Annotated in this window: 14 protein-coding genes and 1 pseudogene; 7 read left to right on the forward strand and 8 right to left on the reverse strand. The window is 64.5% G+C overall.

What is annotated here, in order from left to right; all coding sequences use genetic code 11:
• A pseudogene (locus ACUY2Y_RS10465) lies at positions 1-385 on the forward strand (hypothetical protein); the annotation flags it as partial.
• Positions 386-445: 60 nt separating this feature from the next.
• Here the strand turns inward: ACUY2Y_RS10465 and ACUY2Y_RS10470 are convergent.
• Together ACUY2Y_RS10470 and ACUY2Y_RS10475 are read right to left on the reverse strand one after the other, a co-directional pair.
• A complete protein-coding gene (locus tag ACUY2Y_RS10470; RefSeq protein ID WP_448326300.1) occupies positions 446-1,528 on the reverse strand; it encodes a glycosyltransferase family 4 protein in 1,083 nt (360 codons plus the stop codon).
• A 151-nt stretch (positions 1,529-1,679) separates the two neighbouring features.
• Positions 1,680-1,976: a hypothetical protein gene (locus ACUY2Y_RS10475; RefSeq protein WP_448326302.1), complete on the reverse strand. Its 297-nt coding sequence runs from the start codon at positions 1,974-1,976 to the stop codon at positions 1,680-1,682.
• 53 nt (positions 1,977-2,029) lie between these two features.
• On the opposite strand from ACUY2Y_RS10475, the gene ACUY2Y_RS10480 reads away from it, so the two are divergent.
• On the forward strand, positions 2,030-2,785 hold the full coding sequence (locus ACUY2Y_RS10480; RefSeq protein ID WP_448326303.1) for a methyltransferase domain-containing protein: 756 nt from the start codon (positions 2,030-2,032) through the stop codon (positions 2,783-2,785).
• Here ACUY2Y_RS10480 and ACUY2Y_RS10485 read toward each other — a convergent pair.
• Positions 2,782-4,596, reverse strand: a complete 1,815-nt coding sequence (locus tag ACUY2Y_RS10485; RefSeq protein WP_448326305.1) for a phosphoenolpyruvate carboxykinase (GTP) — start codon at positions 4,594-4,596, stop codon at positions 2,782-2,784. The genes ACUY2Y_RS10480 and ACUY2Y_RS10485 overlap by 4 nt on opposite strands.
• A 299-nt stretch (positions 4,597-4,895) precedes the next feature.
• On the opposite strand from ACUY2Y_RS10485, the gene trmB reads away from it, so the two are divergent.
• The 5 genes from trmB to ACUY2Y_RS10510 are packed head-to-tail and all read left to right on the forward strand — an operon-like array spanning position 4,896 to position 10,090.
• The gene (gene trmB, locus ACUY2Y_RS10490) at positions 4,896-5,702 is read left to right on the forward strand and encodes a tRNA (guanosine(46)-N7)-methyltransferase TrmB (protein ID WP_448326393.1); all 807 of its coding nucleotides are present in this window, start codon (positions 4,896-4,898) and stop codon (positions 5,700-5,702) included.
• Positions 5,699-6,370 carry an NYN domain-containing protein gene (locus ACUY2Y_RS10495; protein WP_448326307.1) on the forward strand — a complete coding sequence of 224 codons (672 nt, stop codon included), beginning with the start codon at positions 5,699-5,701 and terminating at the stop codon, positions 6,368-6,370. The genes trmB and ACUY2Y_RS10495 overlap by 4 nt, the downstream gene beginning before the upstream one ends.
• A gap of 29 nt (positions 6,371-6,399) precedes the next feature.
• Positions 6,400-8,694: an MMPL family transporter gene (locus ACUY2Y_RS10500; protein ID WP_448326309.1), complete on the forward strand. Its 2,295-nt coding sequence runs from the start codon at positions 6,400-6,402 to the stop codon at positions 8,692-8,694.
• Positions 8,695-8,705: 11 nt separating this feature from the next.
• Entirely contained in the window at positions 8,706-9,707 is a 1,002-nt protein-coding gene (locus ACUY2Y_RS10505) for a lysylphosphatidylglycerol synthase transmembrane domain-containing protein (protein WP_448326311.1), read from the forward strand.
• Positions 9,708-9,727: 20 nt separating this feature from the next.
• Positions 9,728-10,090 carry a DUF3054 domain-containing protein gene (locus tag ACUY2Y_RS10510; RefSeq protein WP_210574543.1) on the forward strand — a complete coding sequence of 121 codons (363 nt, stop codon included), beginning with the start codon at positions 9,728-9,730 and terminating at the stop codon, positions 10,088-10,090.
• Positions 10,091-10,105: 15 nt separating this feature from the next.
• Here ACUY2Y_RS10510 and ACUY2Y_RS10515 read toward each other — a convergent pair whose 3' ends face one another.
• From ACUY2Y_RS10515 to ACUY2Y_RS10535, 5 genes are all read right to left on the reverse strand, one after another.
• Positions 10,106-10,504, reverse strand: a complete 399-nt coding sequence (locus ACUY2Y_RS10515; RefSeq protein ID WP_448326313.1) for a PIN domain-containing protein — start codon at positions 10,502-10,504, stop codon at positions 10,106-10,108.
• Positions 10,501-10,773 (reverse strand): antitoxin, encoded by a 273-nt coding sequence (locus ACUY2Y_RS10520; RefSeq protein WP_448326315.1) that lies wholly within the window; start codon positions 10,771-10,773, stop codon positions 10,501-10,503. Before ACUY2Y_RS10520 ends, ACUY2Y_RS10515 begins: the two co-directional genes overlap by 4 nt.
• Before the next feature lie 270 nt (positions 10,774-11,043).
• Positions 11,044-12,585, reverse strand: coding sequence for an acyl-CoA carboxylase subunit beta (locus ACUY2Y_RS10525; RefSeq protein ID WP_448326395.1), 1,542 nt, complete (start codon positions 12,583-12,585; stop codon positions 11,044-11,046).
• Between the two features lie 10 nt (positions 12,586-12,595).
• Positions 12,596-17,395 (reverse strand): polyketide synthase Pks13, encoded by a 4,800-nt coding sequence (pks13, locus tag ACUY2Y_RS10530; protein ID WP_448326317.1) that lies wholly within the window; start codon positions 17,393-17,395, stop codon positions 12,596-12,598.
• A gap of 80 nt (positions 17,396-17,475) precedes the next feature.
• Positions 17,476-19,257 carry a FadD32-like long-chain-fatty-acid--AMP ligase gene (locus tag ACUY2Y_RS10535; protein ID WP_448326319.1) on the reverse strand — a complete coding sequence of 594 codons (1,782 nt, stop codon included), beginning with the start codon at positions 19,255-19,257 and terminating at the stop codon, positions 17,476-17,478.
• Positions 19,258-19,278 lie beyond the last annotated feature (21 nt).

The raw sequence follows: 19,278 nt of genomic DNA on the forward strand, positions 1-19,278 counted from the left end.
CCCCTCCGACGGCGCCCCCATCGTCGACCCCGCCACCAAGGCGATGAATGTCGTCGAATCCGGCGAACTCATCGTCGACGGTGTCCGCGTGGACGAGCCGTCCCCACGCTGGCGTGCCGCGACTGACATCTTCGGCACGACGCCCCGCCCGGAGCTCCCCTCCGACACGGACTTTTCGGTGCAGCTTTATTATTCGGACCCGCAGGTCGCGCTCATCGTGCACCCCGACGGCACGGTCGAGGACACCGGCTACCGCGCACGCGCTCTGCCCCGCACCGGCATCGCGCTGCTGGTGTTGTGGTTTCTGCTGCCGATTTTCGCGTTCGCGCCGTGCTTGCGTCGCCGATCACCGGCGATGGCCGCAGATGTGAACCCTAAAACTTAGTTACCCCAGGTCGCGGTTTGAGAGCCAATTTTGCCTACCTGGGGAAACTAAGTTTTGGGGTTAACATCCTGGCTGGCCGACGACTCGGCGAAGCAGGGAGGCGAATTTCCGGCCGGTTTCCGGCCAGGAGTAGTGAGCGGCGCGGGAACGGGCGGCGTCGCCAAGCGATGCGCGGCGGGCAGTGTCCGCGACGAGGGTGCGGACGGCGGCGCGGAATTCGGCTTCGTTGTCGACGAGGATGCCGGTCTCGCCATCGACGATGGAATCGCGCAGGCCACCAGCCTCGCGGTAGCCCACGGTAGGCACGCCGTGCTGGCCGGCCTCGACAACGGCGATGCCCCACCCTTCCTTCGCGGACGGCATGAGGTGCAGGTCGGATCGGGCAAGCAGGGCGTGTTTGAGGTCGTCGCCGACGTGGCCGTGGAAGATCACGCGGTCGCCGAGGTCGGCGGCATACGTGCGTAGCTGGTCTTCCCACCATCCGGATCCGACGATGTCGAGTACGACGCTGGGCAGGTCGCGGACAGTGTCGATGGCCTGCTCGATGCGCTTGTGCGGCACGAGGCGCGACAGCACGACGAGGTGCGTTTTGCCGTCGGGCTGCAAAGCAGGAAGGTCGGCGGGAACGGGGTCGACGCCGTTTTCAATGATGGCGATGTCGTCGCGGTTCACGCCGAGCGCGACCAGGTCCGCACGCGACGCTTCCGACACAGTCACGTATTGCGCACCGCGGTACACCCAGGGCGCCAGTTTCGACTCGAGGAACCAGCCCAATCGCCCGATCACGGGACCAGCGACGGGCCATTGCTCCTTGTGGCAATGGTGGGTGAGCAGCACGACGGGTTTGCGCGTGAACAGCCGCGCGAAGAACGGAATGCCATTTTGCGTATCGACGACCACGTCCGCCCCACTCCCCCACACCGCGAAAGGAGCACGCAGATAGACGGTGTATTTGCCGCCGAAGCGTTGGAAACGGATGCCGTCGCGAAGCGACCGGTGCGGCGCGTCCGTGTGGCTGGCGCTGCGGTAAATCACCTCGTGCCCCTGACTGGCCAAGTACGCGCCGACGCGCTCTAGGTAGCGTTCGCTGCCACCGCCTTGGGGGTGGGTGGTGTCGCGCCAGCACAGCAAGAGGATCTTCATCCCGGCTGATCTTACGCGGGTGAGTGAACCTCCATGCCGAAGTACTCAGCGGCTTCGGCCATCCGCTTGTCGTACGTGAGAACACCACCCGCGCCGATCGTTAGCGCGGTTTGAATATGGATCGCATCCAACGATCGAAGAAAAGGGCCCTTTAGCAATCCTGCAGATCCCTCAGTTCATCGAGAATCTCCATGACGCTGGGGCCGCTTCGAGGTGGCTCAATATCGAGCTCTTCCCACCTTCCGGGGTTGCGTGCGGGAACAACCCTGGGCTCATTCAAAGCGGTGATTCTTCCGACCGGGAGACCGCGATCCGTGAGAACGAACGAGGCGCCTGCGGCGAGCTCACGATGCAGGTTGTCGATTTCGACTTGCAACTCGCGCACGGAAATATGGCGGGGCCCATCCTCGGGGTGAACCCGCCCGCGGTTCGCGTGCGTGCTGGTCATGCTGCCAAGGTAACAGCTTAGCGGAGGTTGGGAACAGTGTTAGTGTCACTGAAATGGAGATTCGCACGAAACGCACCCGCAGCGTGGCGACGTTGAAGCGCTCAGTCAGGCTGCTGCGCGCATTCCGGCATGAGCAGACCCGGCCGGATCTGTTTTACGGTGCGTTGGCGCAGGACACGGCGGAGTTGCTCGAGGCGCTCAGCCAGGATGTGCTGGGCCGGGGATTGGACGGTCAGCGGGTCTTAGACGTCGGTGGTGGGCCAGGCTACTTCGCGGAGGCTTTTGGGGATAGCTGGTATGTGGGGCTGGAGCCGTCGATAAACGAAATGTCGGCGGCTGGTTTGAGCGGCTACGGCGCGGTGCGCGGCGACGGTGCGGCGCTGCCATTCGCGGACGACGTGTTCGACGTGACGTACTCGTCGAATGTGGTCGAGCATGTGCCGGATCCTGCGGCGATGTGCGACGAGATGGTGCGGGTGACAAAGCCCGGCGGGCTCGTCGTGGTGAGTTACACCGTGTGGCTCGGACCGTTCGGTGGGCACGAGACCGGGCTGTGGCCGCACTATGTGGGCGGCGATTTCGCGCGGCGACGCTACGAGCGCATCCACGGGCGCCCACCGAAGAATGTGTGGGGCAAATCGCTCTTCGCGGTCTCCGCGAAATGGGGGCTGGACTGGGCTGCGACGAGCGGGGCAGAAAAAATCACCGCGTTCCCCCGCTACCACCCGAGCTGGGCCTGGTGGCTCACCTCGGTGCCGGTGCTGCGGGAGTTCGCGGTGTCGAACCTGGTGCTGGTCCTTAGGGCTTAGATCATCGAGCGGGACTTCTCCAGCTCGTCGAAGATCTCCTTCGGAACGCGGTCGCCGAGGGTGCCCAGGTACTCCTTGCCTTCCTCGAAGTCCGCGGCGAATTCCTCGGGGTTGACGGCGAGTGCTTCGCGAACGTCCTCGACCGGGGTGTCCAGACCGGACAGGTCGAGGTCCTCGGCGCGGGCGACGTTGCCGGCGACGGTCTCGTCAGCCTCGACGCGGCCCTCGATGCGGTCGACGATCCACTTGAGCACGCGGGAGTTCTCGCCGAAGCCCGGCCACAGGAAGCGGCCGTCGTCGCCACGGCGGAACCAGTTGACCAGGAAGATCGACGGCATGCGGTCGCCGCCCTCGTTGCCGCGGTCGATCCAGTTCTGGAAGTAATCGCCCACGTTGTAGCCGATGAACGGCAGCATCGCCATCGGGTCGTGGCGCAGGGAACCGACCTTGGCCTCCAGGGAGGCTGCGGTCTGGCCGGATGCGAGCAGGGAGCCGATCATGGTGCCGTGGTTCCAGTCGCGGGCCTGGGTGACCAGCGGGATGGTGCTCGGGCGACGGCCACCGAAGAGGATCGCGTCGACCTTCACGCCACGCCAGTCGTCGAATTCGTCGGCAGCGGACGGGCACTGGGTGATCGGCACGCAGTAACGGGAATTCGGGTGAGCGGCCGGGGTGGTGGACTCCGGCGTCCAGTCGTTGCCCTGCCAGTCGATGAGGTGCTCCGGTGTCTCGCCGTCCATGTCCTCCCACCAGACATCGCCGTCATCGGTGAGCGCGACATTGGTGAACAGGGTGTTGCCCGGCTCCATCGAACGCATGGCGTTCGGGTTGGACGCGTAGTTGGTGCCCGGGGCAACGCCGAAGAAGCCGTTTTCGGGGTTGACGGCGTAAAGACCATCGTCGGCAAGCTTGAGCCATGCGATGTCGTCACCGACGACCTCGGCCTTCCAACCCGGGATGGTCGGATTGATCATGGCCAGGTTGGTCTTGCCGCAGGCGGACGGGAACGCGCCGGTGACGTGGTAGGCCTTACCCTCGGGGTCGATGAGCTTGAGGATGAGCATGTGCTCAGCCATCCAGCCCTCTTCCTTCGCCATGGCGGAAGCGATGCGCAGGGCGTAGCACTTCTTCGCCAAGATGGCGTTGCCGCCGTAGCCGGAACCGTAGGACCAGATCTCCTTGGTCTCCGGGAACTGGGAGATGTACTTGGTGTCATTGCACGGCCATGCCACATCCTCCTGGCCCTCCTCGAGCGGAGCGCCGACGGAGTGGAGGCAGTGCACGAAGTCGCCGTCCTTGCCGATCTTGTCCAGAGCTTCCTGGCCCATGCGGGTCATGATCCGCATGGACATGACCACGTAAGCGGAGTCAGTGAGCTGCACGCCCAGCTTCGGGTCCGGGTCGGAGATCGGGCCCATGCAGAACGGCACAACGTACATGGTGCGGCCCTTCATGGCGCCGCGGAAGTGCTCGGTCATCTCAGCCTTGAGCTCGTCCGGGGCGACCCAGTTATTGGTGGGGCCGGCGCCGTCGGCGGTCTCAGATGCGATGAAGGTGCGGGACTCCACGCGCGCCACGTCGGACGGGTGGGAGCGGGCAAGGAAGCTGTTCGGACGCTTTTCCTCGTTGAGCTTGATCAGCGTGCCCTTTTCCACGAGCTCGGCAGCGAGACGGTCCCATTCCTCCTGAGAACCGTCAGCGAAAACCACCTGATCTGGCTGAAACAGTTCGACTGCTTCGTTGATCCACTCGATCAACTGCTCATTCTCGGTGGGCGCTTGGCCCGAAAGCCCCTTCACTGCAGCGGTCATTCCTACTCCTCTATTCTTCGGCGGTTGCTTTATTCAGCGTATCGGAGTACCCCCGTTTCTCGCCCTAACTTGTTAACCGCCCATTTAAGCGCACTGAAACTACAAAAGAGCTACCCCCAAAAGGGTGTGGGTAGTCCCCCACTATTCATGCACGATCCCGCGATTAAGCTGCCCTTACTCGCACATGCCCGAGCACTGGCGGGGGTTGTGCGAACAGGCCCCCGCGCAGGAATACGGAAGTCCTTTTTCTTCCCCTATGCGGGGGGCATCACGCGTAACGAGGTGAGCTGGTGGACAATATGATCGTGAAAGAAAACGATCGCAGCCACGAAAGCAGAGAAAGCGGAGAGGGCAGGGACGCTCTCGGCGAGCTTCCGGCCGGCCGCCCGCCGCAAACCGAATTCGACACAGGCTTGGATTACCCGCGCCTGGGGTCGGTCACGTTCCGCCGCGGCACGTTGACGGACAATCAGCAGGCGCTTTTCGACGAAAATTGGCCCCGCCTCGGCACTGTCCTCGCACACTCAGACGACGAACAGTGGATTGACTACGACGAGTGGTTCGGCCGCACCGGCCACCCGACGATCGTGGAGATCGGCTCGGGCACGGGAACGTCGACGGCGGCGATGGCGCCGCTGGAGGCTGACACCAATATCATCGCCGTGGAGCTGTACAAACCGGGTCTGGCCAAGCTGCTGGGGTCGGTCGTGCGCGGCGGCATTGAAAACGTGCGCATGGTGCGCGGTGACGGCGTCGAAGTCCTGGCCCGCGTGATCGCGCCGGAATCGCTCGACGCCGTGCGCATCTTCTTCCCGGACCCGTGGCCGAAGGCGCGACACCACAAGCGCCGCATCATCCAGTCGGGCACGCTCAACCTCATCGCCACCCGCCTCAAGCAGGGCGGTGTGCTGCACGTGGCCACCGACCACGCCGATTACGCGGAGTGGATCGACGAGCTGGTCGAGGTGGAACCGCTGCTGGAGTACAAGGGCTGGCCGTGGGACGAGGCACCGATCCTGACCGACCGACAAGTGATCACGAAATTCGAGGGCAAGGGCCTGGATAAAGAACACGTGATCCGCGAGTACCTGTGGGTGAAAAAATGACCGATCTGCACGTTGCCACGCACCCCTACACCGCCGAGGCTGAGGCTGGGCCCGACAATCTGCTGCTCGTGTGGGACGCACCGAATTTAGACATGGGGCTCGGCGCGATCCTCGGTGGGCGCCCGACTGCGGCGTACCGCCCGCGTTTCGACGCGATCGGCCGCTGGCTGGCCATGCGCGCCGTCGAGCTCAGCACCGAGACCGGCAACAAGGTCGAGCCGGAGGCGACCGTGTTCACCAATGTCACGCCAGGCAGCGCCGATGCGGTCCGCCCGTGGGTGGAGGCACTGCGGAATGTGGGTTTCGCGGTCTTCGCTAAGCCGAAGACGGACGAGGACTCGGATGTGGACGAGGATATGGTGGAGCACATCCGCCGTCGTCAAGCGGAAGGCGTTTTGTGCGGCATCGTCGTCGCGTCCGCGGACGGGCAGAATTTCCAGGAGCTCCTCTGCGAGCTTGCCGACGACGGCCTGCCCGTCACCGTCCTCGGATTCCACGAACACGCCAGCTGGGCAGTGACCTCGCAGACCATTTCATTCGTAGACTTGGAGGACATTCCCGGGGTGTTCCGCGAGCCGCTGCCGCGCGTCAACCTGGACAAGCTGCCGGAGAAGGGCGCGTGGCTGCAGCCCTTCCGCCCGCTGTCTGCGCTGCTGAATAAGAGCTAGCCCGACAGCCGAGAAGACAAGGAGGGCCCGTGTTCTATAAGTGGGGCCAGTTTGCTTACCGCCACCGCCGGATCATTCCGGTGGTGGTCATCGCGATCATTCTGCTGATGCAGGTGTTGTGGGGCTCCAAATTGGGTGACCGGCTCTCCCAGGAAGGCTGGGAGGACCCGGGTGCCGCTTCCACCACTGCTGCCAAGGTGGAAGAAGAAGTCTTCGGACGCGACAATAACGGCGACGTGATCCTGCTGGTCAGTGGCAATATCAATGACCAGACCGTGATGGCCGAGGCGAACCGGCAGATCAGTGCTCTCAAGGAGCAGTACCCGGAGCAGATCGACCACATCACCAGCTACTTCGAAAAGCCGAATCCGCAGCTCCGCTCGGCTGACGGGACGAAGGCCTTCGCCGCGATCGGCCTCAAAGGCGACGGCGAGCAGACGCTGAAGGACTACCGCGCCATCGAGGACGCTCTTTATGACATCGAGCTTCCTGCAGGCGCAGAGGTCCAGGTCGCCGGCGCCACTGCGATCGCAGGCGCGCTGGATTCTGGCATGGCCGATGACATCGCACGCGCGGAGAAAATCGGCCTGATTTTCGTGGCTGTCATCCTGCTTTTCGTCTTCGGCAGCGTCGTCGCCGCTGCGATGCCGCTGGTGGTGGGCATCCTGTCGATCCTCGGCTCGCTGTCCGTCCTGTCGCTTTTGGCGCAGGTGCAGCAGGTCAACGTCTTCTCCCAATCCGTGATCACGCTGCTGGGGCTGGGCCTGGCTATCGACTACGGCCTGTTCATGGTCTCCCGTTTCCGCGAAGAGCTGGACCAGCGCGGGGATTCGCCGGAGGAGATCCGAGACGCGGTGGCGGAAACCACCACGACGGCCGGCAAGACGGTGTTCTTCTCCGCGCTCATGATCGGCGTGGCCCTGTCGGGCCTGCTGATGTTCCCGCAGGCCTTCCTCAAATCGGTCGCCTACGGCGCGATCAGTGCGGTCGTGCTCGCCGCGATCATCTCGGTGGCGGTGCTGCCGGCGCTGTTTAGCATGCTGGGGCGCAATATCGACAAATTCTCGGTGCGCCGCGCCAGCCGGAAGGCACGCCGTATCGAGGACACCGTCTGGTACAAGATCCCGGCATGGGCGATGCGCCATTCGAAGCCGGTCATCGTCGGTGTCGCCGGCGCGCTGTTGCTGCTCACGCTGCCAATCGTGGGCATCACCTTCGGCGGCATCAACGAGTCCTACCTCCCGCCGGCCAACCAGGTGCGCCAGGCGCAGGACGAGTTCAACGAGACATTCCCCGCCTACCGCACCGACCCGGTCAAGCTCGTGGTGGAAGGAGCCGACAACGACCAGTTCGTCGACATCGTCTGGCAGACCCGCGGCATCACCGGCCTGGCCTCCCCGATGGAGAAGACCAAGTCCACACCGGATGGAACATTCGTCCTGGCGGGAACGCTGGCGGACCGGAACGGTGGGGCGGACGTCGTCAAGCAATTGCGCGCGATTGAGGCGCCGGACGGTGTGAAACTCCATGTCGGCGGCACCCCGGCGATGGAGGTCGAGTCCATCGAAGCGTTGCTGGAGCGCCTCCCGTGGATGGCTGTGTACATGGTGCTGGCCACATTCTTGCTGATGGCGGTGCTGTTCGGCTCGATGATCCTGCCGGTGAAGGCCGTGATCATGAATATTCTCGGCATCGGCGCCACCCTCGGCTTCCTCACGCTCGTCTTCGTCGACGGGCTGGGCGCGGGCGTGCTCGGCTTCACCCCGGGCCCGCTCATGAGTCCGGTACTCGTGCTGATCATCGCGATTTTGTACGGCCTGTCCACGGATTACGAGGTCTTCTTGGTCTCCCGCATGGTGGAAGCGCGCAACAAGGGCGCAGACACGGACCAGGCGATCAAGTACGGCACGGCGCACACGGGCTCGATCATCACGGCCGCCGCGCTGATCATGATCGTCGTCGCCGCGGCATTCGCGCTGAGCGAGATCGTGATGATGAAGTACATCTCCTACGGCCTCATCATTTCGCTCGCGCTCGACGCGACGCTGATCCGCCTGCTCCTTGTCCCCGCGATCATGCACGAGCTGCGCGAGGACAATTGGTGGGCGCCGCGCTGGATCAAGCGCACCGCGGAATCGTTCGGTGAGGGCGGCGACGCCACAAAGCGAGAGCTTATCGACGACTCCCCTCTCCACCCCCGCACCGGCGAGATCCCCGTCGCGGGAACCGTCCCGGCCAACCAGCACGCCCGCTCGGGTGTGAGCGTGGACCAGGACACGCAGCTCATCCCGTTCGATGAGCTGATGCGTCGGCTGAACAGTTAGGTGCCGCGGACATGACCGACGCCCGCGCGTGGATCCGTTGGCTGGCACCCGTGATGGTGCTGGTCATTATCGGCGTGGTCTTCCGCGACCAGCTGCCGTTTCTCGGTGAGGCATTCACAGCGCTGCGCCATTCCTCGCCTGCACCCGTCGCGGCGGCGGTGGTGTGCGCGGTGCTGTCCATCTTGGCGATGGCGGCAGTCATGCGCATCCTGCTGACCGCCGAGGGCGTGCGCGTGAACATGGGCAACACGACCGCCATCACTCTCGCCAGCAACGCCTGGTCCACCACCATTCCGGGCGGCCCGGCGATCTCCGCATGGCTGACGTTCCGGGTGCACCGCTCCTGGGGCGCGTCGGTGGGCCTGTGCGGCTGGTTCTTCGTGATTTCGGGCGCACTGTCGACGGTATGGCTGGTAGTCATCGGCATCGCCGCGGTGATTTTCTTCGGTGCGCGCCTGTCCGTGTGGGCGCTCATCGGGTCCCTCGCCGTTGCCGTCGCCGCCATCGCGGGTGTGTTCTGGGCGATTTATAACCCGGATGTGCTTCGTCGTTGGGTGCGCTACCTGCCGCAGCGCGTGCGCGTGAAGGTCGTCGATGTCGTCGACCAGCTCGCCGCCATCCGCATGTCACCGGGCGCATTTGTCGCGGCCGCCGTGTTCTCGCTGTTGAACCGGCTGATCGACGTCGCCACCTTCTACTTCTCCGTCACCGCCGTCACCGGTGCCCTGCCCGGCCTCGACGCCGGCCTGAACGAGACGACCATTCAAGGTGTCGCCCTCGCCTTCATCATGACCAAGCTCGCTGGCGCCGCCCAGGTGACGCCGGGCGGCATCGGCACCGTCGAACCCATCGCCACAGCGTCGTTGGTCGCTTCGGGCTTGACGCTTGTCGACGCCACCGCCGCCACCCTCATCTACCGCATCATCTCCTTCGCCCTCATCACAGCGATCGGCTGGATCATCTACCTATTCGCCTACGCCGGAAAAGGGTTTATGCTCGGGCGACCGGAGTAGTGCGGTCTAGCATGGGCAGCATGAAGATTTCCACGCCCGTCGCTATTGCCCTGGACACTCTCGCCATCGCCGTCTTCGCACTGCTGGCACGCATCGCGCACCAGACCGACGAAATGCCGCTGAACTTCACCGGCTGGCTGTCCACCCTGTGGCCGTTCTTGGTGGGCGTTGCGCTGGCCTGGGTGATCGTCACCCTCACGCGCAAAGGCGAAGGCAAGGCGGGCGGCGCGCTCGTCTGGCTGATCACCGTCGCTACTGGCCTGATCATCTGGGGCATAAGAAATCAGCAGCTGCCGCACTGGTCCTTCATTGTCGTGGCCAGCGTGATGTCGGCGCTGCTGATGTTGGGGTGGCGCGGGATCGCGCGCCTGATCAAGCGTTAGCTATAAGCGGTTGTCTCAGAGGCGCCAGTTCTCAAGCTTGAGCGAGGGGACTCTAGAGAACTCCCCGTCATTAGCGGTCACCAAAACTAGATCGTTCGCTAGAGCCTGTGCAGCGATCCAGAGGTCATTGGAGCCAATGGGCTGGCCAATCGATTCGAGTTCGAACCGAATGTCGGCGTAGTATTCGGCCACTGGATCGCCAACACCTACGAGTTCATAGCTTCCAGCCAAGACTTCGACTTGACGGTATTGCTTAGCGGATCCCCGCTTTTTCACGCCGAGCCGAAGCTCACCGAGAACGATGGACGAGAGTCGCACATCATCTGCAATGACGTTGTTCATTCTTCGGATGACAGTTGGATCGCTACCCCGTAGAGCATCGATCCAAACATTGGCATCCAAGAGATAGGTCACGAATCGCCCCAGGAATCAACGTCGTCTAAAGGCAAATCCTCGGGCTCCTCAAGCCCTTCGGGCCAGCCCTCCGGCAGTTCAGCATTAATGGCGTTGATGACGTCCATGGCTGAAAGCGGTTCCGGCGTTATGTAGAGCTTTTCGCCGATCCTCTTGATCCAGACTGTGTCCGAATCGAGCCGGAAGTCTTTCGGGATTCGGACAGCCTGGGTGTTGCCGGACATGAATACTGAAGTCTCCACCGACCGGGCAGCTGGTGCTTCCGTCATTGTGACCTCCCTGTATGCACGCCCGAGTGTATACAAAACGGCCGCATCGAGCGACCGTTTCCGTGTGAGCGCTCGACGCTCTTAGAACGGCAGACGGCCGCTGGAGATCGCGCGGAATGCCCACACGAGGTAGTTGATGAGCTCGGAACCGAGATCGAGTGCGCTGCTGAGCATGTTTCCTCCTGTCATTACCTATTGGAGATCGTTCAACTTTCTGTAGGGCTTATCGTGACGATCCTCAGGCACGTTACACAATCGTTACGGACAGGATTACAGCGGGTGAATATTGTGCTTCTTCGGTAGGTCAGCGTCGTACTTGGTGGACAGCTGGCGTAGTGCACGGCGCAGAGTGCGGCGGGTCTCCGACGGCTGAATCATGGCATCGAGGTAGCCGCGCTCGGTGGCGACGTACGGGGAGGTCATATTCTCCTCGTAGAAGTCCATGAACATCTTCTTCATGGCATTGCGCTGCGCCTCATCTTCGATGGCGGCGAGCTGCTTGCCCTGGATCATGACCGCAGCAGCGGCAGAGCCCATCACGGCGATCTGCGCGGTCGGCCACGCGAAGTTCAGGTCACCTGAGAGGTTCTTCGAGCCCATCACGGCGTACGCACCGCCGTAGGCCTTGCGGACGATGAGCGAGATTTTCGGCACGGTGGACTGCACCACCGAGAACGCGAGCTTCGCACCGCGGTGAATCAGACCGACCTTCTCCTGGTCCACACCGGGCAGGTAGCCCGGGGTGTCCACGACGAAGATGAGGGGCAGGTTGTAGGCGTCGCAGATCTGGATGAACCGGGCGCCCTTATCGGCGGCATCGGCGTCAATGCAGCCGGCGAAGTGCATGGGGTTGTTGGCGACGAAGCCGACGGGGCGGCCGTCGATACGCCCAATGGCGCAGATGAGATTCGGGGCGTAATTCTCCTGGATCTCGAGGATTTCCTCGTCGTCGCCGAGCTGGACCAAAAGGTCCATCATGTCGTATCCGGCGTTGGTGTCGTCCGGCATGAACTCGTCGAGGGCGGAATCGTCCAAGTCCTCGTCGGCGGGCGCCCACGCCACAGGCGGCTCGTCGAACGCACTGGTGGGCAGGTGGCCAAGCAGGTCACGAACAAAGTCGAACGCTTCCTCTTCGCTCGGCACGGTGACGGAGACGTTGCCGTTCTGCTCCTGCTGCATCGCGCCGCCGAGCTCCGCGGAGGAGACATCCTCGCCGGTGACCTCGCGGATGACGGCGGGACCGGTGACGTACATTTCCGCCTGGCCCTCGACCGCGACGATGAAGTCGGTGGTCACCGGAGCGTACACGGCGCCGCCGGCGGACTTGCCCAGCATGATGGAGATCTGCGGCGAACGGCCCGACAGGGGCAGCTGGCGTCGGGCGATCTCCGAGTACATCGCCAGCGAGGTCACCGCGTCCTGGATGCGTGCGCCGCCGGAATCCTGGATACCGATGACGGGGCAGCCGACTTTGATAGCCAGCTCCATCACGTCGACGACCTTGCGGCCGAAGGTCACGCCGACGGAACCGCCGTAGACGGTCTTGTCGTGGGCGTAGATGGCGACGGGGCGGCCGTCGATACGCCCATAGCCCGTCACCACACCGTCGGAATAGACCGCGTCGTCATCACCGGGCGTGCGGGCAAGGGCGCCGGTTTCGACGAACGACCCTTCGTCGAGAAGCGCATTGATGCGCTGACGCGGCGTGGTCTGCCCGGCGTCGTCGCGGCGCTTGCGTGCGCGCTCGGAGCCAGGATCCTGCGCGCGTTCGAGGCGGTCGCGTAGGTCGGCGAGTTTCTCTTCGGTCGTCATCGTCATTGTTCTAGTTCACCTCAGCGATCCACTCGGCGATGTGCTTGCCCACGATCCCCACCGCGGGCTCGTCCACAACCGCCAGGTGGTCGCCCGGCAGCTGCACAATGGTCAGGTCCTCAACGATAGCGCCCCAGCCGCCGTCCGGGTCGATCTCGGCGTAGGCGGGCTCAAGCATGATCGCCCCGTCGTGCATGCGCTCGGCGCGGAAGAGCAGAACCGGAAGGTCCACTTCAGCCCAGCGTTGCATGTCCACCTTGGCCAGGATCTGGTTGTCCACGAACGATGCGCGCTGGTGCTCCAGCACGCCCGCGGCGAGGCCGTGCTCGGAAGCATCGGTGGTGGCGAGGAAGTCGGCGAGCATCTGCAGCATCGCGTCCTCGCCCGCGGTCTCGAGCAGCTCGTACGGCACCTCGAAGTCGAGGCCGTAGGTGTCTTTCGCGAATGCGGCGTAGCGCTCCCAGCGCTTGCGCGTCTCCTCAGGGGTGTCCGGGGTCGGGTTCGACGGCTGGGTGGTGTCCAGCAGGGCGATGAATTTCACCGGGATTTCAGCGTCGGTTCCCTTGCGGCTCTGCAGCTGGTGCGCGACCTCGTAGGCCAGCGCGCCACCGAAGGACCACCCGGCGAGCACGATCGGCTGGCCGTTGGCAAGGCGCTCGATATCCGCGATATAAGCCGCGGCGCGATCTTCCAAGGTGCCCTCAAGACGCTCGATACCGTAGACCGGCACGTTGTCGGGCAAGCGGCGGGTCAGCGGCTGGTAGACCACGCTGGATCCGCCAGCCGGGTGGAAGACGAACACTGACGGTGTCGTCTCGTCAGTGCGCTCGCGCAGAACGCGGATATTGCCCTCGACCGGGCTTTCCAGACCTTCGCGCACGGTGTTGGCCAGTGGCTCGAGGGTATCGGCGGCCAGCACGTCGTCGGCGCTGACCTCGATGCCGGAGCGCTCTGTCAGGTGCGCGGCGATCTTCTCGGCCTGCTCGCGATCAATCTCCGGCAGCTGCGAGGTCACGCCCGCGGCAGCTTTGCCTGCGTGCTTAGCCCAGGCGCCGAAGACCATGCGCTCAGATGCGTCGCGCGGTGCGACGCCGACGCCGGTGCCCGCGGGCGCGCCTGCTTCCTTCGCCTGCTCCACTGCCTGGGCGGGATCGCGGTTCGGGTCATTCTCCGCCATCGGCTGCGGCACGTCGGACTGCCCGGCAACGGCTTCTTCGACCATCGCGATCACATCGGCGACGGAGGCGTCGCGCAGCGCTTGGACCTGCAGCGACGGGATCTGGAAGTCATTTTCCACCCGGTTTTTGATGCGCATGCCCATCAGGGAGTCAAGGCCCAGGTCGATCAGGGGTAGCTCATCGGGCAGATCATCGACGTCGTAGCCCATGGACTCGGAGACGATGGAGCGCAGGCGCTCCTCGACGGTCTCTGTGGCCGGGTCCCAGCGGACCACGTCGACATCATCGGTGGCACCGCGGATCAGCTGCTCGCGGGCGGCCTTCACCTCCGGCGTGGGCTGCGGCGCATCGGTCACGCCTGGAAGCGTCGTCTGGCCCAGGTCCAGCGTGGATGCGAAGCCCTCGGCGACGAGGATCGCACCGTTGTAGACGCTGATGGTCAGGCCACCGAGACCGCGGCGGACCATGGTGGTCAGCTCGCCGGCGGCAGGCAGCGGCGCACGCTCCTCAGCGGCAACGACGCGGGCACCAGCATCCACCTCAGCGGCAGCGAGTTCCACGACCTGCATCGCGGAGAAGATCTGGTCGGCGGGCGCTGCGTAGACGATCGTGCCGTCCGGCAGCGTGACCTTCGGGCCAAGCGGGCCGGAGCCAGACGAGCTCGGGCGCGCCGAGGTCCACAGGTCGTTGCGGTGCAGCGGCGTGTGCGGGACATCTGCGCGCGCACCGTCGCCGGCCAGCGCCGCGAAATCGACAGGCATGCCGGCAACGTACAGCTTCGCGGCGAGGTCCAGCAGCGTGGCCACCTCGTTCTCCTTGCGCTTCAAGGCGAACAACAGCTGCGCATCGGGCTTGCCCACGGTGAATGCGGTATTCATCATGCCCATGATCGCCACCGGGTTCGGGGAGATCTCCACCAGCGTGGTATGGCCAGCGGCGAGCGCAGCCTCCGTCGCATCCTGGAAGAGCACCGGCTGGCGCGTCATGCGGATCCAGTAATCGACGTCGTGAATCGTCTCACCCGCACGGTGCGTGCCGTCGACGGAACCGAAGTGCGGAATGCGCAGCGGTTTCGCCTCAATGTCAGCAATGTCGCCAGCGAGCTCACCCAAAATCGGGTCGAGCATGCTCGTGTGGCCCGCGCCGCGCACATTCAGCTTGCGCGCGAATTTGCTCTCTTCCTCGAGCGCCGCGACCAGGTAGTCCACGGCCTTTCCGGGGCCGCCCACCGTGGTCATGCCCGGGCCCGCGTACACAGCAGGTTCGACGCCAGCAGCCTCAGGATGCTTATCGACGAAGGCCTCCAGCTCCTCCCGCGACAGCTCCACCACGGCCATCGCGCCTTCTTGGTCGGTGCCTTCGACGGTCTTCTCGCCCTCACCCATCAGTCGTGCGCGGGTGCAGGCGATGAGCATCGCATCCTCGGCGCTGATGCCGCCGGCGGCGTACGCGGCGGCGATCTCGCCCATGGACATGCCCATCGTGGCGGCCGGGGTGATGCCGTAGCTGGCCAGCAGATCAGTCAGCGCGATCTGGATCGCGGTGACGGTGACCTGGCCGGTCTCGGTGTCGTAGGTCTGCTCGTCGTCGAGAATGATGTCCAGCATGGACCAGCCTGATTCGAAGTCGACGACCTTGTCCAACTCCTGCATCCGCGCGCGGAATGCCGGGGAAAGCTCCACTAACGGCTTGACCATCTTGCGGTGCTGGGAGCCGAAACCGGAATACACGAACACAGGACCAGACGTCGACGGCGAATCCGCCGACGCGACTCCCTGCGTCACCTTTCCTTCAGCGACATACCCCAGACGCTTGCGCGCCTCGTCGACGGAGGATGCAGCGACGACCGCGCGGGAACGGCCGTGGTTGCGCGCAGCGAGCGTGCGCGCGACAGCCCGCAGGTCCGTCTTGTCGTTGAGCGACTCGGCAATGGTGCTGGCCAGTTCCCGGCGGCGCGAAGGCAGCAGACCAGAGACCGGTAGCAAGACCAAATCCGGGTCCGTCGGGTCGATGAGTCCGGCGGCCGGTTCACGCTCGGGCACCTCGTAGTCGGAGGCTTTGAAATCACTGACCACGACGTGCGCGTTCGTGCCACCAAAGCCGAAACCGGAGACACCGGCGACGCGTCGACCGGAGTATTCCGGCCACTCGCGCGGGTCTTCCACGACCTCGATCTTCGTCGCGTCGAAATCGATGAACTTATTGCCTTCGGTGAAATTCGCCGTCGGCGGGACAGTGCCGCGAGTGAAAGCTTCGAGCACCTTGATCATGGCCACGACACCGGCGGCGGACTCGGAGTGGCCGATATTGGACTTCGCCGAGCCGAGCAGCAGCGGGTCCGCATCCGCACGATTCACGCCGAGCACCTGGCCCAGGGCGGTCGCCTCGATCGGGTCGCCGAGCGCAGTGCCCGTGCCGTGGGCTTCGACCAGGTCCACCGTGGCGGGGTCGATGCCGGCATCAGCGTACGCGCGGCGCAGCACGTCCACCTGCGCCTCCGGGTTCGGGGCGGTCAGGCCGTTGGAGTGGCCGTCGGAATTGGTGGCCGAGCCCTTGATCACGGCGAGCACCTCGTCGCCGTCGGCAATGGCGTCCTCGACGCGCTTGAGCACGATGAAGCCAGCTGCCTCCGCGCGGACGAAGCCGTCGGCGTCATCGGAGAACGCGCTGATCTTGCCTGTCGGGCTGATCACGCCGAGCTCGGCGAATGCCGTGGAGATGAACGGGGAGGCGAGAATATTCACGCCGCCTGCCAGCGCCAGATCAGCTTCACCGCCGCGCAGGGCGCGCACCGCGTGGTGCACCGAGACCAGCGACGAGGAGCACGCCGTATCCACATTCATCGACGGGCCGCGGAAGTCGAAGGCGTACGAGATCCGGTTCGGAATCACCGCGCTCGACGTTCCGGTCAGCGCGTACGGGTGCGCAGATGCCGGGTCCGAAGTGATGAGCATGCCGTAGTCATTCGAGGACGAGCCGACGAAGACGCCGACGGACTCGCCGCGCAGCTCATTCGCGGGAATGTGCGCGTCTTCGAGCGCCTCCCATGCCAGCTCCAGCATGATGCGCTGCTGCGGGTCCATATTCTCCGCCTCGAGCGGAGACAGGCCGAAGAATTCATTGTCGAAGCTGCGGATATCGTCCAGGTAGCCGCCCTGGACATTCTGCTCGCGCATCTTCGCCGACATCACCGGGTCCTGCGAGTACTCGCTCCAGCGGCCTTCCGGCAGCGGGCCGGTGACGGACTGGCCAGCAACGAGCATGTCCCAGAATTCATCGACATTCGCCGCCCCCGGGAAACGCCCGGCGCGGCCGACGATGGCGATATCGCCAGAGCCCACACCTGCGCTGCGTCGGGCGGGGGAGGCAGAACCAAACGTCGATAAGCTCTGCGCGGTGCCTGCCGTCGGCGAAAGCAGACCGTGCGCGAGCGCTTCCACCGTCGGGTACTGGTACGCGACCGTCGGATCGAGCTTGATGTCCAGCAGGCGCTCGAGCTCGCCGGAGAGCACGACAACATCGCGCGAAGAAAGTCCGAGGTTATCGAGCGGGACGGACGGATCGACCGTGTCAGCCCCCGTCGCATCCGCGATCCACGACTGCAACCAGGTGGTGAGCTCACTTTCGGTCATGCTTTAGCCCTACGTCCTTTTCTCGATCGATTGATTCCTACTGCCTATCTATCGGGCACCGCGGTCGACGCGTTAACGCGTTAGTTTTCTTGCAGGAACTTCCCGCGATTGACCACGCGAGCAATCTTGCCAGAGCTGGAACGCGCGATCTCGTTCGGCGCGTAGAAACGGACGACGTCCGGGCTGATGCCGTGCTTATTCGTCACCGCGCCGCGGATCGCGTCCTCGGCAAGGGCGTCGGCGGCCTCGTCGGCACCCTCGACGCGCTCAACGAGCAGAACAAGCTTTTCGACGTCCTCTCCCGGCACCGCGAACGCCGCCACCGAATCGGGACGCACGTGGTCGGATGCCTCCATGACAGTGGCTTCGATGTCCTGCGGGTAGTGGTTGCGGCCCGCAATGACGACCAAGTCCTTGATACGACCGGTGATATAGAGATGGCCCTGGTAGAAGGCAACGAGGTCGCCCGTGGCCAACCATCCCTCCTCGCCGCGCAAGGTGTTGCCGAAGGTCTGCTTGGTGTCGTCTTCGCGTCCCTCGTAGCCGGCTGCGACGTTGTCGCCGTGCAGCCAGAGCTCGCCGATCGCTCCCTCCTCGACCTCCTCGTGGGTCTCGGGGTCGACGATGGCATAACGCATGTCCGGCACCGGCTGGCCGTTAGAGGCGAACGGGATGCCGTCTTCTGTTTCGACGATGCGGCCTGCGCCGATCTCCTCGCGGTCGAAGCTCTTGAACAGCGGACGCTCCTCGGTCTGCGGCGTGGAGACAATCAGCGTCGCCTCCGCCAGGCCGTAGGACGGGCGGATGACCTGCGGGTCCAGCTTGGAATCGCGGAACGCGTCCACGAAGCTCTCCACCGCTGCCTTCGTCACCGGCTCGGAACCGACGAGCAGGCCGTCGAGCCCGGAGAGGTCGTAATCGCCCGGGTTTTCCGGTGCCGCGTAGCGTGCGGCGAGGTCGAGCGCGAAGTTAGGCACGACGGTGTAGATGAAGGTCTCGTCCTCTTCGTCTTGCTCGCGTTTGGTGATCTGGTCGACCCAGCGCTTCGGCTGCTGAATGAAATCGCGCGGACCCATGAGCTCGAATTCGATGCCCATGATCGTGACGAAGACAGTGAGGATAATGCCCATGTCGTGGTGCAGCGGCAGCCACGTGGACAGGCGCAGCGGCATCTTTAGCTCTACCGCGTCGTAAATCTGCAGCACGTTGGTCAGAATCGCGCGGTGGGTGAGCACCACGCCCGCCGGCAGACGCGTCGAACCGGAGGTGTACTGCAGGAACGCGACCTCGTCGACGGCGTCGCCGTCGACGGGTTCATCCGGCGCGGTCCAGGACTCAGCCAGCGAATCCGGCAGCGCATCGACGACGAGGATGCGCGGGCGCTCCGAGCGTGGGACCTCTGCGAAGAATGTGCGAGTCGCCTTGGCACCGGCATTATTGGTCAGCACCGCCGCCGCCTTCGAATCCGCGAGCACCGCGGTGAGCTGCTCGCCGTGGCCCGGCTCATTCGGGTCGTACAGCGGCACCGGCACCTGGCCAGCGTAGATCGCGCCCATGAAAGCGAAAATGTACTCCGGCGAATTCGCCGCCATGATGGCCACGCGGTCGCCCGGCTGCCCGGTCTGCTGCAGGCGCGCCGCCACCGCCTTGATACGGGTGATCACCTCGTCGCGCGTGTAGTCCACGGCCACGCCGTCGCGGTCTGAAGAGAAGTCCCAGTAGCGCAGCTGGTGCACCTCGCCGGTGCCCATCTCGGCGCTGCCCTGGTAGAGCATCTCGCACAGCTGGAACAGGGACAGTTCCGGCGGCAGATCGATCTTGTCGTCGTCGTAGAACTGGTAGAGCAGCTGCTCGAGATCCATGGTGTGTGCTCCTTGGCTTCT

It is taken from the genome of Corynebacterium sp. 20-84 (genome assembly GCF_053479455.1).